This is a genomic window from Flavobacterium sp. HTF (assembly GCF_003105115.1).
In the GTDB taxonomy this organism is placed as follows: domain Bacteria; phylum Bacteroidota; class Bacteroidia; order Flavobacteriales; family Flavobacteriaceae; genus Flavobacterium.
On record NZ_QETH01000058.1, the window covers coordinates 11,722 to 28,992 of the forward strand.

A 17,271-nucleotide genomic window follows, 5' to 3' on the forward strand; every position below is an offset into this window, starting at 1 on the left:
CTGTAATTTAAAAACAATTATTATGAAAGCAATTATATTGAATGAAGCAGGCAGTGCATCAAACTTAAAATATGTCGATATCCCGAAACCGGAAATCAAAGATGATGAAGTTTTGGTAAAAGTAAATGCGTTGAGCATCAATCCTGTCGATTATAAAACCAGATCTTCGGAAGGAGGGATTAAACGTTTTTTTGAAGAAGAACGTCCTGTTATTTTAGGCTGGGATTTATCAGGAAAAGTAGTTGAAGCCGGAAAAAATGTAAAAGATTTTAAACTGAACGATGAGGTATTCGGAATGGTAAATTTTCCGGGAAAAGGAAAAGCGTACGCAGAATATGTAGCAGTTCCGGCCTCACATTTAACATTAAAACCTGAAAATATTTCTTATGAACAAGCTGCAGCCGGAACACTTGCTTTACTTACAGCCTGGCAGGCTTTGGTTACAAACGGAAAAATAAAAGAAGGTGATAAAGTTTTAATTCACGGAGCGTCAGGAGGAGTGGGGCACTATGCCACTCAAATTGCCAAATATTTTAAAACGTATGTTATCGGAACCTCATCAGAAAAAAATGCAGCATTTGTTTTGCAAAACGGAGCGGACCAGCATATTGATTACACTAAAACTGATTTTGAAAATGAAGTTTCGGATGTTGATCTGGTTTTGAATTCTATTTCAGATGCAGTCAACAATCGTTCGATAGATGTAGTAAAGCCAGGAGGAAAAATCGTTTACATTTTAGGTGCTATTGCTCCTGAGTTTGCGCAAAAAGCCAAAGATAAAAATGTGGATTTGTTTGCAATTCTGGTGGAATCTTCCGGAGCAGATATGAAAACTGTTGCAGATTTGATGCAGAAAGGAATTATCAAATCACACGTTTCACAAACATTTGCATTTGATGAAATGGAAAAGGCTCATTTACAATTAGAAACCGGCAGAACGGTTGGTAAAATTGTGATTACAGTATAAGCAGTCCTAATTCAAAAAAATCAGTTCAAATTTTATCTGAACTGATTTTTTTTTGAGTTTAAATTTATCCCGCTTTACAACTGAAAATTAATAATTCAGATTAACTCCAAATCCAATTCCCATATCGCTGTCATAGTGTGTTGTGATTCCGAAGTTTCTGGCGACAATATATTTTAATCCAGCCATATATTCCTGATCTGTATTCCACATCAGGTTCATTCGCAAACGTTTTGAAAGAGGAATGTCTTTTCGTTCCAATTGAAAACGGACATTTCCATCGGTATAAACTTCAACCTGAGCTTTTACGAGCATTGGCAGCGTATACTCAAGACCGGCACTAAAAACAGACCGATTGTCTTTGGTATTGCTTTGGCCAAAAAGATTTTGTTCGTGTTCGTCCATTCCCATTTTTCTGTATCGCCAGTCAAAACCGATAAAAGGCATCAGCCATTGGTTTTTTCCGATATAACGGCCAATATGCGTTTCGGTTTCATAACCGTGTTTGTCGTTGTAACCCAATCTCCATTCGGTTGCTATGCTCCAACGCGTGTTGCTGAACATAGCTTCTCCATCATTTCCGTTTGAAGCAAAATCATTTTCAGCCATAAAATGAAACATTCGATCATCCATTTTCAACATTTTAAAAGCCATTTCCGGATGATGAATTAACGGATTTGGAGCTGAATTTTCATAACTAAAAATCCTTCCCATTCCAGCCATCATGTGATATAAAATATGACAATGAAAAAACCAGTCGCCATCGGCATTTGCCTGAAACTCGATGGTATCGGTTTCCATTGGCATGATGTCAATGACATTTTTCAACGGAGCATAATCGCCATGTTCATTCAAAATTCTAAAATCGTGACCGTGTAAATGCATTGGATGACGCATCATGGAGCCGTTGTATAAAACAATACGAACGTTTTCTCCTTTTTTAATTAAGATTTTATCCGTTTCAGAAACTACTTTATTATCCAGACTCCACACATAACGATTCATATTTCCAGAAAGTGTAAAACGCAATTCTTTTACCGGAGCGTCTTTTGGAAGATTGGTTTTAAAAGGCGATTTCAGCATTCCGTAATTTAAAGTTACAATTTCCGAAGTCTCTGTACTGTCACTTTCCATTTTCATCTCTTCCATATTATGATTGGAATGATCCATCGCAGGTTTTGAATTTTCATCTTCACCGGAAATTTCAGGATACATTACGGCATTCATGTCCATTTTATTCAAAGACATATTCATACCCATATCATTCATTTCGCCATTCATTTTCATCATATCGTTCATCATTTTCATTCCTTCAAAATATTTTAATTTCGAAAGATGATGAACAGGCTGTTTTTCTCCATTTCCTAAAAACAAAGCAGCAGATCCCGTTCGGTCTTCGGCTGTAGCCAGAAAAGCAAAGGATTTGTTCTCTTCAGGAATCGTAACGACAACATCATAAGTTTCAGAAACCGCAATAATCAAACGATCTACTTCTACAGGTTCAACATCATTTCCGTCACTGGCTACAACGGTGATTTTTCCTCCTCCGTAAGTCAGCCAGAAATAACTTGACGCACCGCCGTTTGCAATTCGCAATCGGACTTTTGTTCCAGGTTTAAAATCGGGTAACTGTTGCTCGTTTTTACCATTAATCAGGAATTTTTCATAATAAACATCGCTGACATCCATAGCGTTCATTCTTTTCCATTCGTTGGTAACTTTAGTTGAAAAATGTCCTTGCTTTATCGCTTCGGCATAACTTTGCGTTGTTCCTTTTTTGATGGCAAACCAATCATTAGCATTGTGCAGCATTCGCTGAATATTCTCTGGTTTCAAATCTGACCATTCGCTCAGAATAACCGGAATTGTTGGCAGATCGTCAATTCCTTTTCTAATCGTCGAATCGTCTTTTTTCTTATTGATGATAAAAAGTCCGTACAAACCAATTTGTTCCTGCAAACCAGAATGACTGTGATACCAATAAGTTCCGTTTTGAATAATTGGAAAAGAATATTTATGAGTTGTTCCGGGTTCAATCGGCATTTGAGTTAGATAGGGAACCCCGTCTTCTTTATTGGGTAAAAACAATCCGTGCCAGTGCATCGAGGTTGTTTCTTTTTTGAGTTCGTTATGCACATAAATTTCTGCAATATCGCCTTCGGTGAAAGTAAGAGTCGGCATCGGAATTTGTCCGTTAACTGCAATCGCGCGTTTTTCTTTACCCGAAAAATTGACAATTGTATCACGAACATGCAAATCATAACGAACCACTTTTTGTGCCTTCAATTGAAAAGCAATTAAAAAGAAAAGAAATATGTATTTGATTTTCATGATGTATTATAATTTTAGATTTCTCAATCGCAAAGCATTTACGATTACGGATACAGAACTCAAACTCATTGCCACCGCAGCCAACATTGGCGAAAGCAAAATCCCTAAAAACGGATATAAAATTCCAGCAGCAATTGGCACGCCCAAAGTATTGTAGATAAAAGCAAAAAATAAATTCTGTCTGATGTTTGACATTACAGCATGGCTGAGGTTTTTGGCTTTTACAATTCCGTTTAAGTCTCCTTTTACCAAAGTAATTTTGGCGCTTTCTATGGCTACATCAGTTCCTGTTCCCATTGCAATTCCGATATTGGATTGCGCCAAAGCAGGTGCATCATTGATTCCGTCGCCCGCCATGGCAACGATTTTTCCTTCAGCCTGAAGTCGCTTAATTTCTTTCAGTTTATCCTCCGGAAGACAATCGGCTTTAAAAGAACTCAAATGCAAATGTTCGGCAACGGCTTTTGCAGTATTATGATTATCGCCTGTCAGCATAATGACTTCAACGCCCTGGGCGATTAATTCTTTAATAGCTTTGGCACTGTTTTCTTTGATGGCGTCGGTAATCGCAACGTAACCTAAAACTTCTTTTTCAATAGAAATATACGAAATAGTTTTTCCAAGATTTTGTTCGGCAGTTACTTTGTTTTCTAAATCTGTAGAAATAGAAACACCAATTTCATCCATTAATTTTTTATTTCCTAAAGCGACTTTTTTGTTTTCTATAGTTCCTAAAACACCTTTTCCGGCAATGGTTTCAAAACCCTGAACTTCTTTTAATGTAGAATTTTTTGCTTTCGCGAAATTGACTACGGCCTGTGCTAAAGGATGTTCGCTGTGCTGATTTAATGAAGCAATGTTTTGAAGCAGAAAATCTTCTTCATTATTAACCGAATATATTTTTTCTACAGATGGTTTTCCTTCGGTAATAGTTCCTGTTTTATCAGTAATTAAAACATCAATTTTATTCATGTTTTCTAGTGCTTCTGCATTTCTTATTAAGACTCCGTGCTGAGCACCTTTTCCAACTCCGACCATTACGGACATTGGAGTTGCCAATCCAAGTGCACAAGGACAGGCAATAATTAAAACTGCAATCGCATTAATTAACCCATAAACATAAGCAGGTTCCGGACCAAATTTTGCCCAGATGAAAAAGGTTAAAATCGAAATGATAACAACCGTTGGAACAAAATATTTAGAAACACGGTCGGCCAGTTTCTGAATAGGTGCGCGGGATCTACTGGCGTCATTTACCATTTGGATAATTTGAGAAAGCATGGTTTCTGACCCTACTTTTTCGGCGATCATCACAAATGATTTGGTGCCGTTTATCGTTCCGGAAATAATGGAGTCTCCTGTTTTTTTATCTACAGGAATTGGTTCTCCGGTAATCATTGATTCGTCTATACTGCTTTCACCGGAAGTTATTGTTCCGTCAACCGGAATTTTTTCTCCGGGTTTAACGCGAAGTAGATTTCCTTTTTGAATATTGTGAATGGATATTATTTTGTCATTTCCGTTTTCTACCAAAGTCGCTTCAGTTGGAGCTAATTTTAATAATTCTTTTATGGCTCCGTTGGTTTGTCCATGGGCTTTGGCTTCCAACAATTGTCCTAATAAAACTAAAGTAATAATTACCGTTGCGGCTTCAAAATACAAATGAATCGTTCCGTGATGTGATTTGAATTCGGCTGGAAAAATATCAGGAAAAAACATTCCGACAATACTAAATAAGAATGCAACACTTGTTCCGATTCCGATTAAGGTAAACATGTTTAAATTCCATGTCACAATTGATTTGTAAGCGCGAACGAAAAACATCCATCCTGCATAAAACAAAACAGGAATAGAAAATAAAAATTGAACCCAATTCCACTTCTCAATAGACATAATATTGTAAAGCGGATTATTCGGAATCATTTCTGACATTGAGATAATGAAAATCGGCAGCGTAAACAAGATCGCAATTTTCATCTTCTTCAATAAATCAGAATAAGTTTTGTTTTCTTCACTTTCAGAAGCCTGTATCGGAACTAAATCCATTCCGCAAATCGGGCAGTCACCAGGTTCGTTTGAAACGATTTCGGGATGCATCGGACAGGTAAATTGGGTTGCCGTTATGGCAATTTGCGGTACTAAGTCCATTCCGCAAACCGGACAATCCCCAGGTTTATTATACGTTTTGTCGCCTTCACAATGCATTGGACAATAGTAAATTCCATTTGCACTGTGCTGATGTACTTTTTTAGTTTCTGTTTTATGATGATTGTGATTCTCTTTCTTATGGCCCGAACAGCAAGACTGAACAGGAACTTTGTCATGGTTTTTAGGAGAATCCATTTCGATAGTATAATTTCCAGCCGTAGCTAAAACTTCCTGAAATTTTTCTGTCGGCACATGTTTGTCCATTGTTATCGTTGCCGTTGGCGGATCCAGTGTTACTTCTGCGTGAATGCCTTCTACTTCATTCAGAGTTTTTTCTACTTTGGTTCGGCATCCGTTGCAGGACATTCCTGAAATTATATAGTGATGAGTCATTGTATTGGTTTTTAAGTATTACAATGCAAATTTCCGAAGTACAAGTTACAACGGTTTGTAGAATTTTGGGAATGATTTGTAAGATTTACTAAATGCTTTTTTAACCGCAAATACGCAAGGATTTTTGATATGCTGTGTTTTATAAAAACGCAAAGTTCGCAAAGCTATTCAAAGCTTTGCGAACCTTTCTTAAAATATAGCCCTTAAACATAGCCGAGGGTTTTAACCTTGGGATGCATATAGGGATAAATTCGTTGTGTTCCAATGGCTGAAACCATTGGTTATGCTCTATAATTTTTTACGGTTTAGTCTCACGCAGATTTTGCAGATCAGGCAGATAATTTTAATTTAATAATTAAAATTTAAATCTGTAGAATCTGCAAAATCTGCGTGAGACTAAAAAAAATCTTTGCGCTTTTGCGAGAAATTGACTTTTACAAATTCTCGATCTGAATACGTTTTTTATCTTTCGATTTTTTGAACGAAGTAGGAGTAGAACCGGTGATTTTTTTGAATTGATTGCTCAAATGCGCCACATTGCTATAATTTAAGATGTCGGCAATTTCACTTAACGAAAGCTCATTATAAACCAGTAATTCTTTAACCTTTTCAATTTTCTGGCTAATGAAATATTTTTCGATAGTCGTATTTTCAATTTCAGAAAATAAATTGCTCAGCGAATTATAGTCCTGACTGAGGTCTTCTGCCAGATAATCTGATAAATTGATTTTTAGCTCATTATTTTTATGATGGACCAAATCAATAATCAGGGTTTTTATTCTTTCGACAGTTTTTGTTTTTTTATCATCAATTAAATCAAAGCCTAAAGCCTGAAGATTATGTAATAAAGCTTCTTTTTGATTTTCTGAAACAGATTCTTCCAGCTCAACTTCGCCCAATTCGACAGCAATAGTCTGAAGCCCGAGTTTTTCAAACTCAGACTTCACTACCATTTTGCATCGGCTGCACACCATATTTTTGATGTAGAACTTCATTATTTGATTGTTTCTACAACATTCCCGCAAGTCAGCATAGAAGAACCGTAGTACGGATTCTTAACGGCTTTTTCCTTGCTTAACCAGTCAGCATCGGCCATTGGGCAATATTGTTTGTAAACTGGCTGATCCGGATTTGAAACTTTTATTAAATCGTAAGTGCTTTTAGATAAAGTTTTAAAAGTCTCACGTTGTTTTTTAAGATCGGTTGTTGAGGAAATACTTTTGGCATCGGCAGTTAGTTTTTTTACCACTTTCATCCAAACGGTATGTTCATTACTTTTTAATTTATCCATTTTTACAGCTGTTATAGCAGTAAGGAGATCTTTGGCTTTTGCCGAAGTCAGTTTGCTGTCACTTTTTATAAGCGCGTCTTTTACTGTAAAATAAGCATCATAAACAGATTGAAGCTGACCTGAATCGATAACTTCATTTATTTCTGTTTTGACTGAATTTGCCTGAATGCTGCCGGCAGAAAATAATAAAGTTATTACTGCTGTTATTGCTATGATTGATTTTTTCATTTTATGTGTTTTATAAATTTAAAGGAAACTTAGAATTTTATTTAAAATTGTTTTGTGAAGGATGAGGTCAGTTTTGACCCACCTCTGGCTGTCAAAAAAGAAAATTATCCTATTTTAGGACGTAACCAAATCATGCTAAAACCATCAGAAAGACCGGTTTCGTTATAATGCGGATTTGGTTTTTTGGCAGAGAAATTAAAGTGATTTTTTTCTAAAATAAAATCGTTTACAGTTAATGCATTAAACTGAAAAGAAACCGTACAATTGGCGTGACGGCATTTTCCATCGCAATTATGCTTGTCTTTTCTTGAATTGTTCTTTTGGCAGCATTCTTTTACACAGTTACTTTTTTCTTTTGTCTCTTTTGCGGCTATTTCTTTAGAATGCCCATTATTACAGGCATAATTGAAACCCGGAATCAAAAAGAAACCAAGAGTTAGAAGGATAAGTGCTATGCGAACTTTTTTGAACAATGAAAATGTTTTTGAAATACAAATTTAACTAAAAAATCCCCTGTGAAATATTTTTTAAGATTTCGATAACTAAAGCCTTTTGAAATCTGTAGGCTTCATATTTTTTCTTTTTTTAAAATAATTGGACAAATGGCTTTCATCGGTAAAACCAAACTCATAGGCAATTTGTTTGACTGGCAACTGGTTATTCTGAAAACGTTTTTCGATCAGCGTTGTTCGCAGATTATGAATGTAATCGCGATAGCTAATAGAAAAAGTCCTTTTGAAATAAGCACTAAAATAGGTTTGGGCAATGTTGAAATGATCTGCAATTACCTTAATCTGAACCAATTTTGGCTGATAAATATTCTGATGGATGTAAGAGGTAATTTGTTCGTTATCGATAGAATTTCCTTTTACGACAAGATTCAGGCTTCGCATTGTTTCTTTTATTAATCCAAAAATGGAAAGAATCTGGTAAAATACAATTGGCGAATTCGAAACATCGGTTTTGCAATTATAAGCGGATATGTTGTCGACAGTGTTTTTTAAGATCGTACGACAGGGATCATCAAATTTCAAAACCGTTTCTTTGAGTGTTTTGTCACGCATAAAACTTTCCGGTGTATGAATTAAGAATTCATCACATGTCAGGTTTTGTTTAAAATTGAAATAATTATCTGTGAATTTGATATACACAAACCGCGTACTTTTTTTGATGTCAAAATAATGTTCGTCATCTGGTGAAATCACAAATAAATCACCTGTTTTATAAGGAAGAAGATTATTGTTTAAATGATGGATCCCGCTTCCTTTCTTGATATAAATGATTTCATAATACGTATGTGTATGTGGAGGAAGATGAAATTTCTCATCCTCAAATTCATGTATAACAAGAGTTTCAAATTGATTTAATTTCGGCATAACTTAAATATACAAGTTTATGTCGCAAATATACAACTAAATTTTTCTGTAACTGACTTAAATTTGCACCATAGAAAATCATTTTCCTTTTCTTACTAATCAAATGAAAAAAAGTCTTATTGCTCTCTCTCTCGGAGGGCTAACTATTGGAATTACAGAATTTGTAATGATGGGCTTACTGCCTGACATTGCTTTAGATATGAAAGTTTCGATTCCGGTTGCCGGATATTTAATTTCAGCTTATGCTCTTGGAGTTGTTATTGGTGCACCTTTATTGGTGATATTAGGCAGGAATTATGCTCCAAAAAAAATGCTTTTGATTTTAGCTTTAATGTTAACCGTTTTTAATGCATTATCAATCATTGCACCCAATTATAATTTTTTATTCGCTTCCCGGTTTTTATCAGGATTGCCACACGGGGCATTCTTTGGAGTGGGGGCGGTAGTTGCAAGCCGCCTGGCCGACAAAGGAAAGGAAGCTCAGGCTATTGCCATTATGTTTTCGGGTCTGACTTTGGCTAATTTGATAGGAGTTCCAATTGGAACTTATATTGGTCACCATTTTATATGGCGCTATACGTTTGTGCTTATCGGAATTGTTGGTTTGCTTACCTTTTTGTTTATCTATTTGTGGATGCCAAATCTGGAAAAAAATCAAAATGTAAACATGAAAACGCAGCTGTTGTTTTTTAAGAAAGTCGATGCATGGCTTATTATCGGAATCACGGCGATTGGATTTGGAGGACTTTTTGCCTGGATTAGCTACATTGCTCCTTTATTGATTAATGTATCTAAATTTTCTCCGGAAGATGTTTCGTATATTCTTATTCTCGCAGGTTTTGGAATGGTAGTCGGGAATTTTTTAGGAGGCAAACTGGCAGACAGATTTTCACCGGCTCCAACCACATTGGTGCTGTTAATGGTAATGTCCGTAGATTTAATTTTGGTCTATTATTTCTCTTTTAATCAATATGCTTCTTTGTTTTTTACTTTCTTAACAGGAGCCATTTCTTTCTCGGTTATTGCACCAATTCAGATGTTGATGATTCGTACTGCCAAAGATGCTGAAATGATCGCATCGGCTGCGCTGCAGGGGAGCTTTAATATCGGAAATGCATTAGGAGCTTTTCTGGGAGGTTTGCCGTTAATTGCAGGTTACAGTTATGCATCTCCAAATCTTATTGGTGTCGGAATGTCTATTGTCGGAATGATAATTACTTTTGCTTTAATCCAAAGAAAAAGAAGCGCCCAGATTGAATTACAGGAAGTAGAGGCAATTTAATTATAAAATTCAGGATTTAATTTTTACATAAAAAAGGCTGACAAATATTACTTGTCAGCCTTTTTTATTTGCATATAAATTATTTTACCAGCCTTTTACAGCACCGCCTTTAAACTCTTTTTCTGCTGCTTTTGCAACCTCATCAGATTGAAACGCTTTCAGGAATTTCAGCACTTTTTCGTCATTTTTATTGTCTTCTCTCGAAACAACTAAGTTTACGTAAGGTGAATCTTTATCTTCAACAAACAAAGCATCTCTTGAAGGAACAAGTCCTGCCTGTGATGAAAAGGTATTATTGATGATGGCTAAAGATACATTTTCGTCGTCTAATGTTCTTGGAATTTGAGGAGCTTCTAATTCTAATATTTTTAAGTTCTTAGGATTTTCGGTAATATCGATCACTTTTGGTAAAAGACCAACATTGTCCCTAAGTTTTAGAAGTCCGTTTTTCTGAAGCAATAATAATGAACGTCCGCCATTTGTCGGATCATTTGGAATAACGATTGTACTGCCCGGTTTTAGTTCGGCAATTGTTTTTATTTTTCTTGAATAAGCTGCAATCGGGTAAATAAAAGTTTTTCCGATAATAGCAAGTTTATAACCTCTTTGTTTCGCCTGCTCATCAAGATATGGTTTGTGCTGAAAAGCATTAGCATCAATATCGCCCTGATTCAGAGCTTCGTTTGGAACCACATAATCATTAAAAGTAATCAGTTCCACTTCTAAGCCGTATTTATCTTTTGCTACTTTTTGGGCAGCTTGTGCAACCGTAAATTCCGGTCCCGCCGCAACACCAACTTTTATATGATTTGGATCGTTTTTCTTCTCTTTTCCACAATTAGCAAGTGTTAGCGTTAGAGCTAAAATCCCTCCAAGTATCGAAAGTCTGTTTTTTGTATTCATGTTATTATTTTAAAATTAAATTTATCTGTGGTCAAAATATTTAGAAAGTCTGTCTCCGACAAATTGTATGATAAAGACAAGAGCAACAAGGAGAGCCAAAACGGTATTCATAATCACGGCATCATAACCGATGTAGCCGTATTGATAACCAATCTGTCCAAGTCCGCCTGCGCCAACAGCCCCACCCATAGCAGAATAACCAACAAGGGTAATTAATGTAATCGAAGCCGCATTTATAAGAGAAGGAAGTGCTTCCGGAAGTAATACTTTGTATACAATTTGCAACGGTGTAGCGCCCAGAGCCCTTGCCGCTTCAATCAATCCTGAAGGCAAACTTAGTAAGCTGTTTTCTACCAGTCTCGCAATAAAAGGAGCAGCTCCAATACTCAACGGAACCAATGCTGCACTAACTCCGATTGAAGTTCCGACCAAAGCTCGTGTAAAAGGAATCATCCATACAATTAAAATGATGAATGGAATCGACCTGAAAATATTTACAATTACAGACAGAACACGGTTAAAAAATACATGTTCCAGAATTTGGCCTTTTCGGGTAAGAAATAATAATATTCCCGAAGGAAGACCTAGTAAAAAACCGAAAAATCCGGCTAAAAATGTCATTACAATAGTTTCTAAAGTCCCATGTAATAAGAGTGTTATAATAGATTCAGACATAGCCTAATATTTCTGTTTTTACGTGTTTTTCATTAAAAAATTGAATTGCTTCTTTATGTTGCTTTTCGCTTCCGGATAATTCAACAATAAGAATTCCGAAATTGGTATCGCCGGCATAAGCAGTTTGTGCGGTAATAATATTGGCGTTTACACCAAACTGAATAGCTGCCTGTGTCAGGATAGGTTCGTTTACCGAATTTCCATTTAGTTCTAAACGCAATAACGGGTGTAAGCCTTCTTTATACTGAGACTGCAAACGTTCCTGGTATAAATCCGGAATTTCTATATGCAGGGAAGAAGAAATAAATTCACGCGTAAGTTCATTCTTTGGATTTGCAAATATCTCACCTACAGTTCCCTGTTCAATTAATTTTCCATTACTGATTACGGCAACCTCATCACAAATGGCTTTTACAACTTCCATTTGGTGCGTGATTAGAAGAATGGTAATGTTCAGACGTTTATTAATGTCTTTTAATAGATTCAGAATAGATCTGGTTGTTCCCGGGTCAAGAGCACTCGTTGCTTCATCGCACAATAGAACTTTCGGATTGTTTGCCAGAGTTCTGGCTATGGCAACACGTTGTTTCTGACCACCTGAAAGGCTGGCAGGGTAGTCATTTATTTTTTCGGCAAGTCCGACTAAATCCAGCAATTCCAAAACACGTTTTTTTATTTCAAGTTTAGAAACGCCTGCTAATTCTAAAGGAAAAGCAACATTGTCAAAAACAGTTCTTGAAGATAAAAGATTAAAATGCTGAAAAATCATTCCGATTTGCCTTCTCTCTTTTGCTAATTGTGAATTACTTAATTGTAATAATGATTTTCCGTCTACCAGTACATCTCCGGAAGTAGGCTTTTCGAGCAGGTTTATACAGCGTATCAAGGTACTTTTGCCCGCGCCCGAAGTTCCGATGACACCAAATATTTTCCCCGGAGGAACATGAAGCGAAACATCCTGCAAAGCAGTAATTTCTCTCCCGGTTTTAGTAAACTTTTTAGTAATATTCTTTAATTCTATCATATAATATTATTTGCAATCAATTGAAAAATAAGAGAAAAACAAAAATCCCCTTATAAATTCGATGCAAATGTAAGTCTTATTTAGTTTATAATAAAATCTATCGGCTAAGTCGAACATTAATGAAATGTTAATTATTTACTTTAATGAATGATTTTTCTAATTATAAACTCCAGATATAAAGTGTCAGTTTGCAAATTTATCAAAATTTACTTCATTGTAAATGAATGCATTTTATTTAATTCTAATTTTTAAAATGTATTTTTAGTCGATACTCAGGTCAAACTTTTCCAGCAAGCCTGCAAGTGCAGTATGAGATACTTTCGTTCCTTTTATTTTATTCTCCGACGGATCAAAAGAATAGTTTTTAGATGTTCTGAAATCAGTTTTCTCCAGGATACATTCTACGAAAGTGGCATTTGATAAATCACAGTTTTTAAAAATAGCCAAAGCCAAATCGGTATTAGAGAAATCAACATCTTTTACAGAGCAGTCAGCAAAGTTCGTTTTCTTCAATTTTTTATAGATGAAAGTCGAATAATCTAAAATACAATCGTCAAAATTCATTGAAAATAAAAAACTGTTACAGGCACTAAAATCAAGCCCCATCAATTTGCAGCCGCTAAACCGGATGTTTTTTAATCCTGTATTTCGTAAAGTTGCCAAAGAAAGATTACAGTTCTTAAAAGTACAATCCAAAAAATCATTGTTGCTTAAATCGCTTTTAGAAAAATTGCAGTTGATAAATTCACAGTTTACAAATTCGATATTGGCTAAACTCTGGTCCGAATAATCGATTGTTTCAAAAGTTCGGTTTTGATATAATTTTGATTCCATATAAGTAAAGAAGGCGGGTAAGTTTTATTCTAATTCGATACAGTCGAAAAAAGTATTATTTTGAAGTAATTCAGGAACATTCAGTTCGCTGTCAACCCGGAGGATATTGTCGCAGTCTTCAAGATCAAAATTCCATAAAGAGTGAGGCAATAATTGATTAAGCAGTGCAGAAGCCGATTCTAATTTGGTCTGGCTGTCAACAGAAGTTTTAAAAACATAAATCATAATTTGCATTTTTGAAGAAGCAAATTTCTGAAAAACACCAATATATTTGTTAGGATTCTGTAATCAATAATTAGGACTTATCAATCATTTTTCGATACTGAACAGGAGAGATTCCTTCCAGTTTTTTGAAAAAACGACTAAAATAAGACTGGTCTTCAAAACCTGTTTGCGTTGCAATTTCACCAACAGGAAGAGTGGTTTGGAACAGTAAATATTTAGCTTCCAGTAATATGTTATCTTCAATCCATTTAACGGCAGATTTTCCGGTAACTGTCTTGATACATTTGTTTAAATGGTTGGGCGTGACATTGAGTAATGAAGCATAATAATTGACCTGATGCTCCGTTTTGATCTGATCATGAATCAATTCCTTAAATTTTGCAGTAATGGCTTCAGCGGCAGAAATACTTTTAGAAGTTTTTACCGCATTTTTATTCATTTCATAAAACAAAGCAATCAGATAGGACTGAACAATATTCAGGTCTGTAAACGCAGTTTCGGAATATTCTTTTCTTAATCTTTCTAAAATACTGGTAACAGGAGCAATATCTTCGGGAGCCAGGCTGATTTTAGGATTTCCTGAAATTTTCAAAAAATCAAAATCATTAAGCATTTCACGGCTGCCATATTTTCCAATTAAAATATCAGGATGAAATTGACAGATGTAGCCATTATGGATATTGTTGACGTTCTCAAGCGAAAAGATTTGTCCTGCCGGCACCACAATCATTTCGTTATCGGTAGTTATAAATTCCTGATAACCCAGTTTCATAACATGCTGCCCCGAAGAAATAAAAATCAAAGTATGACAAGAATGTTTAGAAGGCGGCACGGGATGCTGCATCTGCATTATTTCTTCAATCTCAAGGCAAAAAAAATGATCAGAATTTGATTTAAAAAGTAAATGTATAGGATTGTCTTCCCCTAAGAACTTCTCCCGGAAACCTTTTGCTTCATACGTTTTTATTTTTTCAGCCGCCTTTTTTTTCATGCTGAATAATACAATCTAAAATCAAGAAGTTTGCAAAGATTGTAATGTTTCTGATATAATTCTTCTACGACTTCTTCAAGGTCGTCATTATCCTGATATAAACTAAAAAAGGCTTTGTCAATCGTACTGCAGCTTGCAATTTTATTATATGTGGAACCATAACCCGAAATAGCGCGCGCACCGGTTATGTCAAGAAAATATTGTGCTTCGTCGTTTGTTAGATCCAAAACCTTAAGATTGGCAAAATGAATAATTTTTCCTTTCATTTTTCCTTCAAAAAGTTCGGCAATTTCTTCGAGGCTATAGTAGTAATCGTGCAGGCAGATATTGTTTTCCTGACCGGGCATTGCCAGATAAATGATTTCATAATCCTTAAAATTATGATCTTCATAAAGTAAAATAGTAAGGCTTTCTTCAAGGCCTTCTATAGTGTCGCAGGTTTTATGGATGCTTGCAATTCCCTGGTCAATGGCCAATTCCTCAAGGCATTTCACGACATTCGTTCTGATTTGAATTTCTATATCCGGGACGCCTTCAAGGCAAAATATAAATTTTTCGCTATCCATTACTTTTGTTTTGTGATTTTGTCAGAGATTGATTTTCTCTGAATTTTCATTTTGCAAAAGTATTTTTTATTGTGTAGAAATTGGTAAAGAAGAGATGTTTTTAACGCATTTTTTTAGTTTTTTAGTCTCAGTCCAGTTACAGTATTCATCCCCAAATGAATTTGTAAATTATGAACTGAGACTTCAAACTGGGACTGTAAACTAATTTACAGTCAGAAATTTATACCACCATTTTTGTTCTGTATCTTTTAAAATGATGTCATTAAAGTTGGTTCTTTTATGTCCGCAGGCAGCGCAAAAAGAAGCCTTTGGAGTCCGGTAAGGTTTAGAACAGTTTTCACATGGCGGGCCATATAACTCAATTCTGTGATGCATTATAGCGTTTGGCTCAGTTTCATCATACTCTGTTAATTCCTTGTAATATTCGAGCAGTGCTTTAAAACGTTCCTGTCTTGTCATATTACATTTTCCTGTTTCAAAACCATGTCGATAAAGTTTGGATGCCATTCTGTGTTCATCCTCGTTTAACATCGGAATTTCCATTTTACATCGCCAACACCAAAGATTTTCCATAGTTTTGATTTGTTCAATTATGTAATATTTTGTCTTTTCGTTGTTTTGGTTTTTTTATTTGTGTGTATCTTTTGTTTTGTTGAGAAAAATCTACAATTATTTGTATTTGATTACAAAAATCGTTTTTATTGTCAATAAATAAGCACGTATAAATACGTGTTTTAAGCAAGAATGAAAAAAAATAGACGAATTAGGCTACTAATCCGTCTATTAAGTATTACAATTTTAATTCCTTAAAATTTTCTCCATCGCTTTTCCTTTGGCCAGTTCATCAATAAGCTTGTCCAGATAACGAATCTTTTGCATGAGTTTGTCTTCAATATCTTCTATACGATAACCACAAATTACACCGGTAATTTTGGATACATTCTGATTCAGTTGAGGGGCTTCTGCAAAAAAAGTTTCAAAATCAGTTTTGTTATCAATTATTTTCTGAAGCTGTTGCTGATTGTACCCGGTAAGCCAGGAAATTATTGTGTCAACCTCTTCTTTTGTGCGGCCTTTTTTTTCTGCTTTAGCAACATAATGCGGATAAACACTTGCAAACGAAGTTGTATAGATTCTATGTTTTTCCATGTTTTTTAATTCTTATTTAGGCTCCCACAATTCAATCTTGTTTCCTTCAATGTCCATAATATGAATGAACTTTCCATGGTCGTAGGTTTCCATTTCGTCAAGAATTGTCACTTCTTCTTTTTTCAGTTCTACAACCAGTGCTTCCAGATCTGCGACTCTGTAGTTAATCATAAAATCTTTTGCAGAAGGTTCAAAATATTTGGTGGTTTCAGGAAATGGGCTCCATTGCGTCGAACCGCTAACTGACGGATCGGATTCTTCTTTCCATTCAAAAGTTGCTCCGTAATCATTAGTGTCAAAACCAAGGTGTGTTTTGTACCATTCTCTCATTTTATTTGGGTCGCTGCATTTAAAAAAAATACCGCCAATGCCTGTTACTTTTTTCATGTTTTGATGTGTTTAGTTAAAAGAGAAGCGAATTTATTATTAAAAATAATTTTCCGATCTCTGGCTAAATTAAGGTTTTTTTGTAAATATTTATTTTGCGAAGAAAAAAGAAAATCAGCGATTTGCTGCAAAACTGCTTTGGAGTTATTCGTTATGAATTTGCAATTTTGTTTCCTGAATTTGATTGAATACTATTTCCTTAATTTATGACAGGAAATTAGAAATAAAGAATTGAGACAAGAAGAAATACAAGATTGTTCAGGAAATCTTTTCGAATCCTGAACAGAAAATGTAAATAAAAAAAGAATTAATTTTAGAAAACTAAGGGCAATAGAAAGGCGACAGGTCTTTCACCCAAAATGAATAATCAGGAGCAAATACTGATTTTAAAAGATTTTATCAGTAATTGTCTCATCGTCCTGAGTGGCTGTTTCCAGATCCAGATCATCTGCGTCATTAATAGCGCAAAAAGGTTGTTCATCCCAGTCTCCCCAGTCTCCTTTG

Annotated in this window: 18 protein-coding genes; 2 read left to right on the plus strand and 16 right to left on the minus strand. The window is 35.3% G+C overall.

Annotated elements, in window-relative coordinates:
• The first annotated feature begins 22 nt into the window (after positions 1 to 22).
• Positions 23 to 967, plus strand: a complete 945-nt coding sequence (locus DCO46_RS15710) for an NADP-dependent oxidoreductase (RefSeq protein WP_116753454.1) — start codon at positions 23 to 25, stop codon at positions 965 to 967.
• Positions 968 to 1,054: 87 nt separating this feature from the next.
• On the opposite strand, the gene DCO46_RS15715 is transcribed toward DCO46_RS15710, so the two are convergent.
• The 6 genes from DCO46_RS15715 to DCO46_RS15740 form a co-directional block, all read right to left on the minus strand.
• Positions 1,055 to 3,295, minus strand: a complete 2,241-nt coding sequence (locus DCO46_RS15715; RefSeq protein ID WP_116753455.1) for a multicopper oxidase family protein — start codon at positions 3,293 to 3,295, stop codon at positions 1,055 to 1,057.
• Positions 3,296 to 3,301: 6 nt separating this feature from the next.
• A complete protein-coding gene (locus tag DCO46_RS15720; protein WP_116753456.1) occupies positions 3,302 to 5,836 on the minus strand; it encodes a heavy metal translocating P-type ATPase in 2,535 nt (844 codons plus the stop codon).
• A 434-nt stretch (positions 5,837 to 6,270) separates the two neighbouring features.
• Positions 6,271 to 6,831 carry a helix-turn-helix domain-containing protein gene (locus tag DCO46_RS15725; RefSeq protein ID WP_116753457.1) on the minus strand — a complete coding sequence of 187 codons (561 nt, stop codon included), beginning with the start codon at positions 6,829 to 6,831 and terminating at the stop codon, positions 6,271 to 6,273.
• Positions 6,831 to 7,355 carry a DUF3347 domain-containing protein gene (locus DCO46_RS15730; RefSeq protein ID WP_116753458.1) on the minus strand — a complete coding sequence of 175 codons (525 nt, stop codon included), beginning with the start codon at positions 7,353 to 7,355 and terminating at the stop codon, positions 6,831 to 6,833. Before DCO46_RS15730 ends, DCO46_RS15725 begins: the two co-directional genes overlap by 1 nt.
• A 104-nt stretch (positions 7,356 to 7,459) precedes the next feature.
• Positions 7,460 to 7,828, minus strand: coding sequence for a hypothetical protein (locus DCO46_RS15735; protein WP_116753459.1), 369 nt, complete (start codon positions 7,826 to 7,828; stop codon positions 7,460 to 7,462).
• 69 nt (positions 7,829 to 7,897) lie between these two features.
• Positions 7,898 to 8,731 (minus strand): AraC family transcriptional regulator, encoded by an 834-nt coding sequence (locus tag DCO46_RS15740; RefSeq protein WP_116753460.1) that lies wholly within the window; start codon positions 8,729 to 8,731, stop codon positions 7,898 to 7,900.
• A 103-nt stretch (positions 8,732 to 8,834) separates the two neighbouring features.
• On the opposite strand from DCO46_RS15740, the gene DCO46_RS15745 reads away from it, so the two are divergent.
• Complete coding sequence (locus tag DCO46_RS15745) at positions 8,835 to 10,013, plus strand: MFS transporter (protein WP_116753461.1); 1,179 nt, start codon at positions 8,835 to 8,837, stop codon at positions 10,011 to 10,013.
• 84 nt (positions 10,014 to 10,097) lie between these two features.
• On the opposite strand, the gene metQ is transcribed toward DCO46_RS15745, so the two are convergent.
• The 10 genes from metQ to DCO46_RS15795 all read right to left on the minus strand — a co-directional run bounded on the left by metQ (position 10,098) and on the right by DCO46_RS15795 (position 16,767).
• A complete protein-coding gene (gene metQ / locus DCO46_RS15750; protein WP_116753462.1) occupies positions 10,098 to 10,916 on the minus strand; it encodes a methionine ABC transporter substrate-binding lipoprotein MetQ in 819 nt (272 codons plus the stop codon).
• 21 nt (positions 10,917 to 10,937) lie between these two features.
• Complete coding sequence (metI, locus tag DCO46_RS15755) at positions 10,938 to 11,591, minus strand: methionine ABC transporter permease MetI (protein WP_116753463.1); 654 nt, start codon at positions 11,589 to 11,591, stop codon at positions 10,938 to 10,940.
• The gene (gene metN / locus DCO46_RS15760; protein ID WP_116753464.1) at positions 11,584 to 12,615 is read right to left on the minus strand and encodes a methionine ABC transporter ATP-binding protein MetN; all 1,032 of its coding nucleotides are present in this window, start codon (positions 12,613 to 12,615) and stop codon (positions 11,584 to 11,586) included. The genes metI and metN overlap by 8 nt, the downstream gene beginning before the upstream one ends.
• A 261-nt stretch (positions 12,616 to 12,876) precedes the next feature.
• Positions 12,877 to 13,449, minus strand: a complete 573-nt coding sequence (locus DCO46_RS15765) for a pentapeptide repeat-containing protein (RefSeq protein ID WP_116753465.1) — start codon at positions 13,447 to 13,449, stop codon at positions 12,877 to 12,879.
• Between the two features lie 24 nt (positions 13,450 to 13,473).
• The gene (locus tag DCO46_RS15770; protein ID WP_116753466.1) at positions 13,474 to 13,674 is read right to left on the minus strand and encodes a hypothetical protein; all 201 of its coding nucleotides are present in this window, start codon (positions 13,672 to 13,674) and stop codon (positions 13,474 to 13,476) included.
• 70 nt (positions 13,675 to 13,744) lie between these two features.
• On the minus strand, positions 13,745 to 14,665 hold the full coding sequence (locus tag DCO46_RS15775; RefSeq protein WP_116753467.1) for a helix-turn-helix domain-containing protein: 921 nt from the start codon (positions 14,663 to 14,665) through the stop codon (positions 13,745 to 13,747).
• Positions 14,662 to 15,231 carry a DUF6642 family protein gene (locus DCO46_RS15780; RefSeq protein WP_116753468.1) on the minus strand — a complete coding sequence of 190 codons (570 nt, stop codon included), beginning with the start codon at positions 15,229 to 15,231 and terminating at the stop codon, positions 14,662 to 14,664. The genes DCO46_RS15775 and DCO46_RS15780 overlap by 4 nt, the downstream gene beginning before the upstream one ends.
• A 201-nt stretch (positions 15,232 to 15,432) precedes the next feature.
• Positions 15,433 to 15,804 (minus strand): hypothetical protein, encoded by a 372-nt coding sequence (locus tag DCO46_RS15785; protein WP_207784972.1) that lies wholly within the window; start codon positions 15,802 to 15,804, stop codon positions 15,433 to 15,435.
• A 225-nt stretch (positions 15,805 to 16,029) separates the two neighbouring features.
• Complete coding sequence (locus DCO46_RS15790; protein WP_116753469.1) at positions 16,030 to 16,380, minus strand: DUF2200 domain-containing protein; 351 nt, start codon at positions 16,378 to 16,380, stop codon at positions 16,030 to 16,032.
• 12 nt (positions 16,381 to 16,392) lie between these two features.
• On the minus strand, positions 16,393 to 16,767 hold the full coding sequence (locus DCO46_RS15795) for a VOC family protein (RefSeq protein WP_116753470.1): 375 nt from the start codon (positions 16,765 to 16,767) through the stop codon (positions 16,393 to 16,395).
• Positions 16,768 to 17,271: the final 504 nt, after the last annotated feature.